The sequence below is a fragment of the Luteibacter sahnii genome, assembly GCF_034063545.1.
GTDB classification, from domain to species: domain Bacteria; phylum Pseudomonadota; class Gammaproteobacteria; order Xanthomonadales; family Rhodanobacteraceae; genus Luteibacter; species Luteibacter sahnii.
The window spans coordinates 47,145-61,661 of sequence record NZ_JAQLOK010000011.1 but is presented as its reverse complement, the minus strand read 5'-3'; the positions used below and the strand labels follow the sequence as shown (position 1 = coordinate 61,661).

9 protein-coding genes and 1 pseudogene are annotated in these 14,517 nt (G+C 59.7%); 1 reads left to right on the top strand and 9 read right to left on the bottom strand.

Going from position 1 to position 14,517, the window contains the following annotated elements; translation table 11 throughout:
• Positions 1 to 23: 23 nt before the first annotated feature.
• The 4 genes and pseudogenes from PI246_RS18520 to PI246_RS17720 form a co-directional block, all read right to left on the bottom strand.
• Positions 24 to 509, bottom strand: a pseudogene (locus PI246_RS18520) (TniQ family protein); the annotation flags it as partial.
• Entirely contained in the window at positions 506 to 1,600 is a 1,095-nt protein-coding gene (locus tag PI246_RS17730) for a TniB family NTP-binding protein (RefSeq protein WP_320552650.1), read from the bottom strand. The gene PI246_RS17730 and the pseudogene PI246_RS18520, both read right to left, overlap by 4 nt.
• The gene (locus tag PI246_RS17725) at positions 1,597 to 3,615 is read right to left on the bottom strand and encodes a Mu transposase C-terminal domain-containing protein (protein ID WP_320552649.1); all 2,019 of its coding nucleotides are present in this window, start codon (positions 3,613 to 3,615) and stop codon (positions 1,597 to 1,599) included. Before PI246_RS17725 ends, PI246_RS17730 begins: the two co-directional genes overlap by 4 nt.
• The gene (locus PI246_RS17720) at positions 3,591 to 4,172 is read right to left on the bottom strand and encodes a PDDEXK family nuclease (RefSeq protein WP_320552648.1); all 582 of its coding nucleotides are present in this window, start codon (positions 4,170 to 4,172) and stop codon (positions 3,591 to 3,593) included. The genes PI246_RS17725 and PI246_RS17720 overlap by 25 nt, the downstream gene beginning before the upstream one ends.
• Positions 4,173 to 5,223: 1,051 nt before the next feature.
• Here PI246_RS17720 and PI246_RS17715 point away from each other — a divergent pair.
• A complete protein-coding gene (locus PI246_RS17715) occupies positions 5,224 to 5,973 on the top strand; it encodes a hypothetical protein (protein WP_320552647.1) in 750 nt (249 codons plus the stop codon).
• A gap of 479 nt (positions 5,974 to 6,452) precedes the next feature.
• Here PI246_RS17715 and PI246_RS17710 read toward each other — a convergent pair whose 3' ends face one another.
• The 5 genes from PI246_RS17710 to PI246_RS17690 form a co-directional block, all read right to left on the bottom strand.
• A complete protein-coding gene (locus PI246_RS17710; protein WP_320552646.1) occupies positions 6,453 to 8,849 on the bottom strand; it encodes a S8 family peptidase in 2,397 nt (798 codons plus the stop codon).
• Positions 8,850 to 8,916: 67 nt separating this feature from the next.
• The gene (locus PI246_RS17705; RefSeq protein WP_320552645.1) at positions 8,917 to 9,708 is read right to left on the bottom strand and encodes an AAA family ATPase; all 792 of its coding nucleotides are present in this window, start codon (positions 9,706 to 9,708) and stop codon (positions 8,917 to 8,919) included.
• 571 nt (positions 9,709 to 10,279) lie between these two features.
• Positions 10,280 to 11,059: a TSCPD domain-containing protein gene (locus PI246_RS17700; protein WP_320552644.1), complete on the bottom strand. Its 780-nt coding sequence runs from the start codon at positions 11,057 to 11,059 to the stop codon at positions 10,280 to 10,282.
• Positions 11,060 to 11,142: 83 nt separating this feature from the next.
• On the bottom strand, positions 11,143 to 12,279 hold the full coding sequence (locus tag PI246_RS17695) for a histone H1-like repetitive region-containing protein (protein WP_320552643.1): 1,137 nt from the start codon (positions 12,277 to 12,279) through the stop codon (positions 11,143 to 11,145).
• 23 nt (positions 12,280 to 12,302) lie between these two features.
• Positions 12,303 to 14,450, bottom strand: a complete 2,148-nt coding sequence (locus PI246_RS17690; protein ID WP_320552642.1) for an adenosylcobalamin-dependent ribonucleoside-diphosphate reductase — start codon at positions 14,448 to 14,450, stop codon at positions 12,303 to 12,305.
• Positions 14,451 to 14,517: the final 67 nt, after the last annotated feature.

Here is a 14,517-nt window from a genome sequence, read left to right as displayed (position 1 = left end):
CAGGACTCTAGCAACATGATCCGATGCTTCGAACACCAATGAATCAATTTAAGATGCCATGCAGCCTCGTGACGTCCGCCCTCGGCGATACAAGCCGGGCATATACGAAAGACATCCATGCGCAGCTCAGACGTGTGTACCTCACAACCGAGCAGCCGCATCGTGCTTCGCGAGCCATCCGTGGGTGGCACCAGGCATAGTCGAGTCGCCGCGGCCCGCGTCATGCCGGTCATCGCTTCGAGCACTCCCGGGTCGACATGCCGATAGCCATCCTTATGAGCATATGTGGATATGCCCGTCAACATAAAGGACGGCCTCGGATAACCGTTGGCTTCGCAAAGCGTATGCAGGTATCCGGTAATGCACTCGGTTGGAAGAGGTGCAGGTGCGACAACAAGCCTCTTGGCCTCGGAAACAACCGTATCACTGCAGCCATCCAAACCTGACTGAGCCCGACCCTCAATGACGTCCTCAACCACTACTGAGCCCCCACCGATGGCGCACTTCATAGCACCGTCCCAAGCTCATTCTTGACGCGACGCTTTTCTGAACGAGCGGCACCGTTATTTGAGCCCTCGGGTTGTTCCTTCGGACCGTGAACACTAACCCCCGCACTCAGATCGTCGTAGTCATCGCGGGACGCGAGCTGCTGGACGCCAGCGATCAGAGATTCGCCCCGGCATACGGCGATGTCTGCGTGAAACGGGCCACCAGGAAGCGGAAACTCTGTTGAGAACCAGATCGACTGTTCGAATGCCACGGCGAGGTCGTCCAGCCGGATCCGCGGGTCACCTTTTCGGATTGCGTTCTTCACCGCCCTGTCCATAAGCTTCACGAAGAGCCCGATTCGGCCGCTCGTCGCCAGGTAAAGACGCAACGCGGTGTCTCGTTCACCGAGATCCGGTAGCTCGAAGGGGGCCAGCTCGACTGCGAAGGACCTTAGCACCGCCTTGAACTGCCTTCGCGAATAATCATCGTTCCAGTCGAACAGTGGCATCACCAACGGCGGGTCAAACCTCGTCACCAGCTGACGGTTGGCATGGATGATCGAAACAGCTTCCGGAAGTCCTATGGCAACGAGTGCCCACTCCTTCCCTTCGACCAGATTCTTCAGCCAGTCGGCGGTGCGGTACAACAGTTTTCCGGAGCCGTTCTCACCCAGGTGCTGAAACTCGTCGATGATGATCATTCGACAGCCCACGCTGCGTAGCATGGTCAACAGGCGCTGCGTCATGTTGCTTTCCGTGCCCCTTGCCCAGTGCGGGTCCCCCAGCGCCCGAAGGAGCTGTTCAAGTAGCGCCTTCACGGTCCCCTTCGGCGGCGCGATTGCGTACACAATGGACTGTCGTTGGCCGCCGCTCTCCGAGTCGAGTTCACAGGCCCGCACGACGTCGATTACGACCGCGGACTTGCCCGTCCGCGTTTCGCCTACGATGATCTTGCATGACGGCACAGCCGCGGTCGCAAAGATGTCCGTAGCGGTACCAACGTCGTCAAGGGCATCCATGATCGAAGTGAAGATCCTTTCGTAAGCCTCATGATCGATTCGAATGGAGCCGACAAGATTCTTGTACTTTCCCAAGTCCTCCGGACTGATCATGACGTCACTCCCGAAACGGTGGTGACGCGCCGGCTTCCCAGAATAGGCAGCACATCGTCGACGGGGGCATGCCCTGCGAAATCGCCTCTGACGGGGAGCGCCTGCGACGACGTCGTCATCGGCGCCGCCACGTCGTCCGCGGCTCGCTCGCGATCGGAATCTTCAGGCTTCTCCATGAAGCGCGCCTGCCGCTTTCGGGAGCTTTTCTTTGTCAGCCGCATGTCCGCACTGATGAGGTCCCGAATCTTCTCCTTGGCGACCAGCAGGCTGATGTCCCGCGCCTCGTCGTCGAGAATCCTACGTTGGTAGCGCTTGCACACAAGGTGCTGCCATCGCGTCATTCCTGCGGCGTAGCGCTGTTCAAGGGCTGGCACGTTGATCAGCTGCCTGCCTCCGGGCACAACCAAGACAATGTGCCCAATGTCGTCATCCGAGACCCGGATATCCACGTTTATCTCTGCACCATACTTTTCACGTACACGTGCGAGATCTGGCGAGTTGTACAATAGGCAGTCGAATTCGATCCCCTTGTGCGTAAGGCGTCGCTTTTCGCTCCGGCTGAATGCGCTCTCTATTTCAAGCGAAGAAGCGGGCAGCCACCGCTCAACGGCTACGATGCCTCCTTCCCAGGCGTTCGCCGGGGTTGCACCCAGGCCGCGGTGCGGCGTCCGATGGTAGATATCGACGATCCACATCAATGTAATGTGGCGGAGCGTAGCCAGACTGATTACCGCGTGCTTGCTCGGATCATAGTCTGCTTTTTCCAGGGTATTCAGAAACGTCTTACCGGGGATGGCGCTCAGTAGCTTGGTCGAAAAAGTTCCAAAGAAGCGCTCGATCTTGCCCTTGTACCAAGGCTTCTTTCGTGGGCAGAACTGAAGCCTGATACCAAAGCGCTCGATGCCTTGCTCAAGCGCAGATCCGTGCAATTCGAGGCCGTTATCCGTTACCAACGTCGAGAAGATTCCCCACGCTTCCCACGAATTTGCGATATCCGTGAATGCTGCAAGCATGTCGGTCTTCGGCATGAGCGCGTTGCGTACCGCCCTCGCAACGCTTACAGCGCTTGGCTCCTCAAAGCCGATGTAGTAGCCGAGGACGTACCGCGTCGCTTCGTCAAGGACTAATGTGAGCCATGGCCTACCCAAGGGGAGTCTCGATTCTTCGTCGACAACCATGAGATCGAGTCTGCAGTGATCGATGCAGGCCCGTTCGAGTGGACGTGTTGCGGGGGCGCCAAGCCCAGAAGCTCTGAACTTGATATCGGCGAGCCGCTTTCCGTAGCGAGCAATCCATCTGTCGTAAGCGGGAATGTGCTTTATACGGCTACTGACGTAATGGAAGCTCGGCCGCATGAGCTGCTCCGAAGCCAGCCGACCGAGGTTCTGCTGAGAAACTCGCGCTCGCACGATCTCCAGAACGTCTTGTATGGTTCGCCGTTCGAGTGTCATGTAGACAGTCTCAATGACGTCGTCGGCGATAGATTCCACGAGGTCACCCAGTCGGGACTCCTTGTTGCCCTTGTTGACGTGCTGGTCGATGAGCGCCCGGATATCGCCACCACCGGCGCGATAGGTGCGGATCCACCTGGCCACGGTGGTGAAATGTGGACATTGGGAGAAGGGCCACTTCGTTCCTTTTTCCCATATTTCTCGAATTAGTACGGTCAGCCGGCTGCTCGTTATGGGCAAACCTTCCAACTTGCGTACGAAGACGAGCTTGGCTACTGCTTTATTCCAGAGCGTATCGGGATAGCTCTGGTGATACGCGTCCTCAAACGCCCGCTCCAGTGCAAGCGACTCCGCAACGGGTCGCTTAATCACCGTGTTACCGTTAGTGAATTCGAGCTCGCCATTGCTCCATCGCTCGAGAAGGTTGTTCGATCGCTCCTCGGTAAACGCGCCACTCGCCATATTCTCGACGACCCATGCTCCTTCGCCCAATGGCCGGGTAAGGCGGTATTGGCTATCGCCGTGAATATATCGTTGGCCTACTTGAAAGCTTCCGGTAGCCATAGCCGGTTCTCCTGGATGAGTGCTGGACTCTGATAGACCTGCGTTGACGCAGTGATGTCTCTCGACATATCGAGTCGCAGGTGGCCATCGATGATCAGCCTTGCGATGCTCGCCGCCGCCTCACTCCCGCTGATTGACCAGGAGAAGTCGGACAACGGAACGCTGCACCGGCGCCTTACTTCGTCGCAGGCTTGAGCGGACCAGATGCCGGACGGTTGAACTCGTGCGCGTACCAGCAGCTTCTGGGCGTTTCCCAGCGCCGCGCCTTCACGGATGTCTGTCTCCGTCACAAGCCGGTAGCCGATCTGGTAGGGATGCAACAGACCCTGCAAGCGGGTTGTGCGCTCACGGACCCCGGGGCACACGTCGCGACTGAATTTCACCTCGACGAACATCAACCCTTCGTCTGTCCAGACAGCAAAGTCTGGCACATGCCAACGCAGGTCATTGTCGTGCCGGTAGCCCAAGGCGGCAGCTTGCTCGCCAAACGCCGTGACGCCAGGACAGGCATCGAGGATCCACGCGAGGTCCGCCTCCAGCACCGATTCGCATTGCACGATGCGGTCCAGAGTGAGTGAAGGAACCTTGGTTACGGGGCGCGGGGCCCCTCGATGAACCAGCTTGCGGATCCGAACGGCTCCCCTGTCGGGTAGCCGGATGCATATGTTGGAACGACGGAACGAGGACTCGCTCGGTATTCGTGAGATCGCCTGCACGAGGGATTTCCACCCGCCGCGCTCGCGGAGGGTTCTGTAATGAGTACTCATACGTTGGTCCGTTCGATTCGACGCGCGCGAGGCGTGCGTCGTTCAGAGGGACCGGGCGACACCCGCCCGTCGAGCCGTAGGGCTCGTTGACAGGCAGGGCGAAGGAAGGCACTATCACGAGAAAGCGGCTCTAGCTTTATCGCTTTTCAGGCCCAACGCTCTGCCAGGAGCGCTGGGCCTTGTGCTTTCTGGGCCCGGGATTGAGGGTTGTACTGGGCCGTATTTAGGTCACCGGCGCCCTCCCTTCCGGCTTTGCGCCGGCCGACTATTCGTCTGTTCCCTGCGTCGTTCGGAAACGGTGGGTTGGGACGCCGCTGTCTCAGATGAGAGACTTTCCAGATATCGTGCGACATCTCGAGGCGTCGCCCACCAGCCTCGCCGTTGCGGAATCCGAATCATTGGCAGGACGAGCGCACCGCGTGATCGGGCCTTGGTGAGCGCCCCCGCAGACGGAAATCCGAGAATTTTGGCCGTAGTGGCGGAGTCGAGAAGCCCCCCGTATTGCTGGAAGAGGCTCTGTTCGAAGTGGGACGCGCTCTCAGGCATTTGGGCCATCCCAGTCATTGACTATCGCGGACAGTAACGGACGGCGAAAGAATGGTCAAGTACATGTTTTTTATGGACTTTTATCAGATCTTAAGTCCTGTTCTTACTCCAACGAAAGTCGAAGTTGACGTGTCGGCTGTTGCCCTTGTCATTCCGCGTGGCCGCGGGTTCTACTCTCGCCATCTCCACCAATACAGGCCTGTATATAATTGATTTGCTTATAGGATTTTTTCGTTGTTAGGACTGGAATGGGCTGGTTTGGGCTACGGTTGGTCCGTTTTTTTCGGAGCACGGAATGACTCATGTGATCGACGCGTGTGATCCATCGACGTGGCCGTTATCGCTAAGCGAAGCGCTGGCCGACATCAATGATGTCGCTCTTGCATACGAACTCGATGCTCCTGGGAGCAGCTTGGCGGATTACGAATGGGCAGTCGATCGGATTAGCGAGGCGCTCACCCACCTGAGTATCCGGGGTTGGCACTGCACCAACCTCTCGACAGACGAGATCAAGGCAATAAGAGAACAAGGGATGGCGCCCTTGTCTTCCGACATGGCCGTTATGCGGGTCAATCAGCAGCGCACGCGCGGGGCGCTATCGTCTGCAGTTGCTGAAGAGGTAGCGGCAAAGCATCAAGCGGGACAGCCGAATAGAAACGGGAGGACCTGGTTCTGTTTTTTCCCACCCCGCAAAGCGGGCCAAGGCGGTATCGAACGCTTGCTTAGGTATTGGGGCGGCGAAGCGGTCTATTGGGCACACTTAGAGCACTGCGCGGTGAGCGAAGAACTTCGGCATATAGGCACGCCTGCAATCATTGAAGTCGAGTTGCCGATCGCTTCTATTGAGCGAACATTCACCGATTTGCCCATCGCGATCATCCGCAGACACTTATTTAATAAGGGCGCCCCTATCCGAGAATCGCTGCGATCAGAGGGCTACACGCGAGAGCTGATCCCCGCGAGCCGTGTGCGGGCTATACACGTGTTTCCAAGCGAGGCATTCAGACGACTCTCGGGCTGTGATTCGTGGACTGACCCTCTGTAGCAGCGGAAAATACATGATTTTGAGTCAGGTACAGCATGGCTCAACAGCGCCGTTTTCGGACCGAAATATTTAGGGAATGGGTCTCCGTAAGTACCTGAAGACGATCAGAGCAGGGGCGGAATTTTAGGCCATCATGGGCTAGGAAGCTCTCCTTTTAACACCTTCCCCATGCACGGTTTTGGGCCACTTCGCGGAGACCCGCGCATGCGCCAGCGACGCGTCCTGACTTCTGCTCAGCGACGTGCCAAGGCGGCCGCAGCCAACTTCGAAAAGACACAGTACTGCGCGAAGCACAACCTGTAGGACGCCAAGATCCGCCGCCTCAGGACGCGCGTCGTCAAGCAAGGCTGCCTGAGCTGCTATCGGGAATCACACGAATCGCAATCGCCCTAGCGACGGCGGCGATTCCGCGGCCGAGCCTTATACCTAGCCATGCCGATAAGGCCGGCGGTACCACATAGATTAAGCATCTACGGCATCTATCCATTCGCCCTGACATTCGCCCTTACTTCAATCCTATTTTCAAGATCAATACGGATTGGCTCATAGATATCAATATTGACGTCAACAGGAATTTCGAATGACGCTATCAAGGCGAACGGGACCGCTTCGCGCAGCTGTCCGTGTTGAGCCTTGCATGTGACCCGGACACCAAGGCCATCATCTCGTGTCCGGTGAAGAACGTTCCTTCCTTTGAGAGTCAGCTGAACGACGGTACCGTTAGCCGCCTGATCAAGTGCAGGCGCATCTGTTTCCGAAGTCCCAATCCACCATTTTTCTTCGTCCTCAGCTGCAACCTCAAGCCGTGCCGCGCGATGATGTGCCCGCTTATTATTGATAGGCGAGAACCAGGCAACGGTGAGCTTGATTCGGTGAGCGACAGCGAGTCCCTCGAGCGCTTCCGGAATTGGCAGCCGAAATACAAGACTGCGATCTGCCTCCAACTCGCCGGAGTAAATCATTACCGCGCGATTTGCCGCACATTCGCGAATGAGCTCGAAGTCAGGCCGTCCAAAACCTAAGCTTGCAGCTACATTGGCCCGTCGCCGTGCATGAAGCCTCGGATCAGCTGGGCCAATCAGCCTTTTGATCAAGGCGGCGCTCTCGGTCCATTGCGCCGCATGAACTGCCATGGCCTTAAGCACAACTGCGAGAAGCGGCTCAGGCACTTGAAGCTCAGGGCGTCCCTTAGGGTCAATTACCGCTAAAGCCTTCGCTAGGTTATGGGTTACAAGTGCGGCCGCGTCACTTGTGCCGTGAAAGCGTCGAAGCGCGCCTAGCTGCCCCTCAGCACCAGGGACAGCGCACAGATGACCGAAAAGCCTTCCAGGCTTGGACGGGCCAACGTATACACCATCTGGTGAGGGAGACGCTGTCACGTACTCACGACCACCGTCAAACACAACGTCGGGCTTGATTGCGCGCCTTACGCCCGGCCCAAATGCACTACTACTGATCGGAAGATCAGCATTTAGGTATGAAGCATGAGACATGTTCGATCGACGCTCTACAACGGGAGCGCCGTCAGAGTGGCACGCACCCACAGTGAGCGCGTTGGCGGCTTCTGCGGGTGAGAGCAGCGATCGCATGGCTCGTGCGCCATAGACCGTCGCAATTAGCTTCTCAGCCCTCTGCTCGTCGTTCAGCGCTTCGAACTCCGCAAGAGTGACGATTCCGGTAGCAATCCCAGTTGTGTGGTTACCAGCACTCACGACAAAAAGTACTCGGTATTTAAAGGACAGGTAATCTACAAGCCTCGCCCACGGACCCGCACGTCGAATGAAGGGCGAACCCTTATCGCCTACCGAAAGGTTGATGATCGTGACATCGGGTGCAGTGGGCGGATCTCCACCCTCCCCCTCTTTCATCCTCCGGACGGCTCGCCAGACGAGGTCAAGCGGAAATTCGTTATTTGGAGTCCGCTCTTCCTCATTCGCTTGCTCGGCGATAAGGATTGGACGAGCGTATATTGAGATCGGTAGGGGATCCGCAGAATGTAGATCACCATTCAGGATGAGCGAACACATCGCCGTGCCGTGAGATCGCGAAGCGGGAGCGCTTGTCCTCTCGAAGTTATCTACATCGTCAATGACCACTCGTCCACGCAGGCGGTCATGCCGATGCAACGGCAGGCCATCTAGAACTGCAATGCGCAAGACAGGTGAGATTTCCGGCGAGATTGCGTCAGGTGGAGCGTCCTCTGGATCACCAGCCTGATCATCGACACTAACGATAGACTGCGGTTTCAAGTACATTACGCCAACAGCACGCGCAACGGTCTCATCCAAGCCTTGGACAATCTGGAGTGCGTGAGCCGGCTCGATGTCGAGAAGAACTGCGTGGTAGTCGATCTCGTCAATGATGCACTCGGAAATTAGCGCAACACCTTGACGGCCGATCCCGATCGTTTCTAGATTTCGCTGCCGATCCTCGGGTCGGGGCCGATACCACAATTGAGCTTCGATGCGTACCGGCTCGTTCGGTGCGAACTCCAGGGAATCTCGTAGGTATTCTTCCGTTTCCGAAAGAACACGATCTTTTGCGTTCCACGAGCGAACATCTCGAAGGTGCTCAAAGAACTCGGTCCAAGCCCCGAACGGTCGCGGCAGCTTCTGTCCAGCCTTGAACAGGTTCCATAGTGAGATGATCTGTTGCAGGGCCCTAAGATCTGGAATTACGGCGTACAACCTGCCTTGAACCTGCGCAGCGCCTTCAGGCTCTCTAAAGTCGTCATCCGCCTCAAAATCTACTTCGTCTTCAAGCGCAACGATCAAGCCAGACACGCGCTGAAAAGCCGCAATGAAATCACTTCGGCGACCGGCGGTCTCGAAGACAACTGTCCGCTCAGGCTCAATGCCTAACGCGTCTTCTTGCAAAAGGATAGGCTGACCTGCCGCGGCGCGCTCAGTAACAACCCTGAGCCGCTCGAACACTGGGTCCAGTCTAACGACCTGACGTGCGAGCCCCGGAACGCTTGGCCCCGGGACTGCTCTTGACGGCGCGCTTCGCTTTTTCTCTTCTCGTTCCGGCGCTACCGACAGCAATGGACGTTCCGACATCCCTCCCCCCCTTTCCCTTAATGACAGCATCTACCGCTCGCAGCGTAGACGTAATTGTGCCACTCGAATCCTCACTTCCCTGGCGCAACACCACCTGGCGTAGAACGCCCATGCAGCGTTCTTCCAACTCGGCAAAACTGCGGGGACTACCCATCAGCTTCGAGATCAGCTGGATGTCGCGCTGACTGAAAAGATCACCGCCTCGTGAAGCAAAGAATGCTTTCAAGAACCCTCGAATCTGGGCCGATGTAGGCGCAGGAAGGACCATACGCGCTTGGAATCGTCTCCAAACCGCTCGATCTAATAGCTCCTCATGATTGGTCGCGGCGACGACGACCACGTAGGACGGCAAACTGTCCACCTGCATTAGGAGTGAACTCACGACACGCTTAATCTCACCCGTCTCGTGCGTGTCGCCTCGCTCTTTACCTATCGCATCGAACTCATCAAAAAAAAGGACGCAGGGTGTAGTCCGCGCATATTCGACAAGCCGCCTAAGCCTCGCCGCCGTCTCTCCAAGGAAGCTGCCAATCAAGAGGTCGTATCGGACGATCATCAGCGGCAAGCCCATCGCTTCAGCAAGTGCCTCAGCGAGCGCAGTCTTACCGTTGCCAGGAGGACCAACCAAAAGAACGCGGTTACGTGGCTCCAAGGCGTATGAATGGAGCAGTTCCACCCTTGCATGCTCTTCGACGAGCTCAAGACAGGCAGTTAGAACTCCCTTCGGAAGAACTAGCGAGCCTATCGATCGCTTAGGAACCACCTCAGTTACCAGCTCTCTCCCTCGCGCAAGATCCGGCGACGCCGCAGACGCAGCTTGCAGGGCCGGGACCGTGTAGTTTCTGGTCAGAGCTGCGGATAACTGGTCCGCGAGGATCCCGTGGCGCTTCGCCCGCTCTTCGGCAGCTAAGGCGCTTACCACGCGTTCGACGGCTTTCCGATCGCCAGCTAGGGCGTTCCGTACAAGTGAAAGGAGAAGATCGCTACGCGCCATGTGAAGTGCCGATTCCAGTCTGGTGACAGTATCGAATTTGGCCGCACAGCGAAAGTCGCATCGATCAAAATGTATACCTTCTGATACGCGACGCTTCGGTGCATTGGCTCGCGTGTAGTCAAGCGCAGAAGCCAAAGCTGGCGGCATGCGCGGTAGCACTTTATGGGGTCGGTACTAGCACTTTATGTGGCATCGAATAGCGCCTTATGGGTATCCCCACAGCCTCCTTTTTTTATAACTTTTCAAATGCAAGTCACCCGCACTTCGAATACCCACAATTCAAACAAGTCTGGCACCCATCCATCAACACGAGCGCCTGCGTATTGCACTTGCTGCAAAGCGTAGCGCCAGCGGGGAAGCCAGAGGCGTTGGTGTGGGTGTCGTTGCCTGTTGCGGCGGTGTCGCTGGTTCCAATCGCCGATGAAGCGGCTCCCATGACAGCAGCGGTGGAGGTGGCCGAGTTGGCCTTCTCGTAAGCCGCGCGCTTCTCGGCGATGAGCTGGCGGGTGGCCTCGCTCATCTCGGGATCATGGATGAGCCCGATCGACTTCATGTGCTGCTCGATCACCGCGCCGATCTCGGCCACGATGCTGGGCATGTAGACGCCGCCGGCCTTGAAGTAGCCGCCGCGAGGGTCGAAGACGGCCTTGAGCTCTTCGACGATGAACGTCACGTCGCCACCCTTGCGGAAGACGGCGGACAGGATTCGGGTGAGCGCCACGATCCACTGGAAGTGGTCCATGTTCTTCGAGTTGATGAACAACTCGAACGGACGGCGCTGTTCGTGCGGCGTGCCCGGGTTGAGCACGATGTCGTTGATGGTCACGTACAGCGCGTGCTCGAAGAGCGGCGACTTGATCTTGTACGTGTTGCCCACGAGCGTCTCGGGACGCTCCAGGCTTTCGTGCATCTGGATGACTTCGGCGACCGGCGCGGCATCTTTCACCGGCGCGGCAGCGGGGGCCGGGGCGGCCTTGTCTTCGGGCTTAACGACCTGGTAGCCCTTGATCTTCTTATCGATCTTGATCGCCATGACTTACGTTTCCTGCTGACTCGGTGGCGGCGCGCCCGGTGGGTATCCGGCCCGGCGCATGCGCCGGGCCGGATGGGTGCTACTTACTTGCGACGGCCACGGCCGGCGGTCTTGCGCGCCGACGTACGGCCGGTGGTGCTGGCAGTGGACCTCTTTGCCGCCTTGACGGCGGACGTCTTGCCGGTTGCCTTGCGGGCGACCGTGTTGCCGGCGGCCTTGCGAGCCGTCTTCTTCGTGGCGCCGCGGCCGGTCACCTTGCGGGCGACCTTGCCGACGGACTTCGTGACCGCCTTGCGGGCAGCGCTGGCCTTCTTGGCGACGCGGGAAGCGACCTTCTTGACGGCCTTCTTCACCGCGGCGACCTTGCGGCCGGCGGTCTTCTTGCCGCCACGCTTGCTGGCGGCCTTGGAGGTGTTGCCGCGCTTGGCGACGACGGCCTTCGAGGCGCTGCCCCGCTTGGCGGCGGTCTTCTTCGTGGTGGAGGCCTTGCGACCGGTGACCTTCTTCGAAGCAACCTTCTTGGAGGCGACCTTCTTCGAGGCGGTCTTCTTGGCGGCCGTCTTCTTCACGGCGGCCTTCTTGGCGGCGACCTTCTTGGCCGCGGCTTTCTTCGCCGGCGCTTTCTTGGCGGTGGCCTTCTTGGCAGCAGCCTTCTTTACCGCCGCCTTCTTCGCGGCCACCTTCTTGGTGGCGGCCTTCTTCACGGCCGCTTTCTTGGCGGTGGCCTTCTTGGCGGTCGCTTTCTTCGGCGTCGCCTTGCTGGACGACGTCGAAGCGGCCTTGCGGGCCGACTTCGCGGCCACCGGGGCCGGGGCCTCGTCGGCGACCACCGGGGCGGTCGTCACCGGGGCGGCGGCCGGCTTGGCCTTCCTGGCGGCGGGCTTGCGCGGTGCCTTCGGCGTCTCGGTCTTCATCACCGGGAGGTCGGCGTAATCGGAGTCGGTGAGCTCGGCATGACCGAACGCGTCGTCCTGCGGCGACGGGGCGGCATCGGCGATCGCCTTCTTGGCCACCGGCTTGCGCTTGACCACCGGCTTCGGGGTGAGCGGCGCGGCGGGTGCCTCGTCGTGATCACCGTGGTCGGCGTGGGAGGCTTCCGGAGCCGGGGTGTGCGCGGACGCGGTGTCGTCGTGCTCGTGCGAGGTGCCGGCGTCGCCGTCGGGGGTGCCGTGGTGGTCGGGCAGCGTGCCCTCGGCGGTGTCGTCGTGTTCGGTTGCCATGATGTGTATCCCTCTCCGCGGGGTCAGAACTTGCCGTAGTAGCCTTCTTTCAGGGCATCGAAGAGGTTGGCGGCGGTGTGCATTTCACCGTCGTATTCCACTTCGTCATTACCCTTCAGTTCGACAACGCTACCGTCTTCCAATTCGAAGCGATAGAGGGTGTTTTCCAGATCGGTTTCTTTCACCAGCACGCCCTGGAAGGCGGCGGGGTTGAAACGGAACGTGGTGCACCCCTTCAGGCCCTGCTTGTACGCGTAGAAGTAGATGTCCTTGAAGTCTTCGTACGGGTAGTCGGTGGGCACGTTGGCCGTCTTGGAAATGGAGCTGTCGACCCATTTCTGCGAAGCGGCCTGGATATTCACGTGCTCTTTCGGGCTGATGTCGTCGGCGGCCACGAAGTAGTCCGGCAGGCGGGCCTTCGGGTCGTCGGAATACGGCATGGCGTCGCCGTTGATCAGGGCGCGGTAGGCAAGCAGCTCGTAGCTGTAGACCTCGACCTTTTCCTTGCTCTTCTTGCCCTCGCGGATGACGTTGCGCGAATAGTGGTGGGCGAAGCTGGGCTCGATGCCGTTGGAGGCATTGTTGGCCAGGCTGAGCGAGATGGTGCCGGTGGGCGCGATGGACGAGTGGTGGGTGAAGCGGGCGCCGGTCTCGGCCAGGGCCTCCACCAGGTCGGGGGCCACCGAGGCCACGCGCTGCATGTAGCGCGAATACTTCGCGTGCAGCACGCTGCCGCGGATGCTGTCGCCGGCCTTCCAACCGTCGCGGACCATCTCGGGGCGCTTGCGCAGCATGTCGCCGGTCACGGTGAATTCGCGCGCCAGGATCGGGGCCGGGCCCTTTTCCCTGGCGAGGTCGAGGGCCACTTCCCAGCCGGCCACGGCCATCTCGCGGGACACTTCTTCGGTGAACGCCACGGCGTCGGCCGTGCCGTAGCGCATCTTGAGCATGGTGAGCGTGGAGCCCAGGCCCAGGAAGCCCATGCCGTGGCGGCGCTTGGAGAGGATCTCGTTGCGCTGCTGCTCAAGCGGCAGGCCGTTGATCTCGACCACGTTGTCGAGCATGCGGGTGAACACGCGCACGACCTCGCGGTATTCGTCCCAGTCGAAGCGGGCCTTGGGACCGAACGGGTCGCGCACGAACAGGGTGAGGTTCACCGAGCCGAGCAGGCACGAGCCGTACGGCGGCAGGGGCTGCTCGCCGCAGGGGTTGGTGGCGCGGATGTGCTCGCACCACCAGTTGTTGTTCATCTCGTTGACGCGGTCGATAAGGATGAAACCCGGCTCGGCGTAGTCATACGTCGAGACCATGATCATGTCCCACAGGTGCCGGGCACGGATGTGGCCGTAGATCTTGCAGGCCACCAGGCCGTCGTCGCGGGTGACGTAGTTTTCGGTGGTGGGCCACTCGCGCCAGATCACCTTGGCGGGATCGGCCAGGTCGATTTCGTCCTGTTCCTTCACGTGCACCGGGAAGACGGTGGGCCAGTCCTGGTCGTTTTCGACGGCGTCCATGAAGCCGTCGGTGATCAGCAGCGACAGGTTGAACTGGCGCAGGCGACCGTCTTCGCGCTTGGCGCGGATGAATTCTTTTGCGTCCGGATGACTCACGTCGAACGTGCCCATCTGCGCGCCGCGGCGGCCGCCGGCGGACGAGACGGTGAAGCACATCTTGTCGTAGATATCCATGAACGACAGCGGGCCCGACGTGTGGGCGCCGGCGCCGCTCACGTAGGCGCCACGCGGGCGCAGCGTGCTGAATTCGTAGCCGATGCCGCAGCCGGCCTTCAGGGTGAGGCCCGCTTCGTGCACTTTCTCGAGGATGTCGTCCATCGAGTCGTGGATGGTGCCTGACACGGTGCAGTTGATCGTGGAGGTGGCCGGCTTGTGCTCGAGCGCGCCCGCGTTGGACGTGATGCGGCCGGCGGGAATCGCACCGCGGCGCAGCGCCCAGAGGAATCGCTCATGCCAGTGCTGGCGCAGCTCGTCGGTGGCTTCCACCTCGGCCAGGGCACGGGCCACGCGCTGGTAGGTCTCGTCCACCGAGCCGTCCACGGGCGCGCCGGACTTCGACTTCAGGCGGTATTTCTTGTCCCAGATGTCATGCGAGGCGGGCTGGAGCGGGATGGCCGCGGGATCGAGCCCCATGGCTTGCGCACGTGCAGTGCTCATGTCGTTGTCGTCCTCGAGCTTAGGCCGTGGTCGGCCTTTTGTATTGGGTAGCCTGCCGCACCCCGTC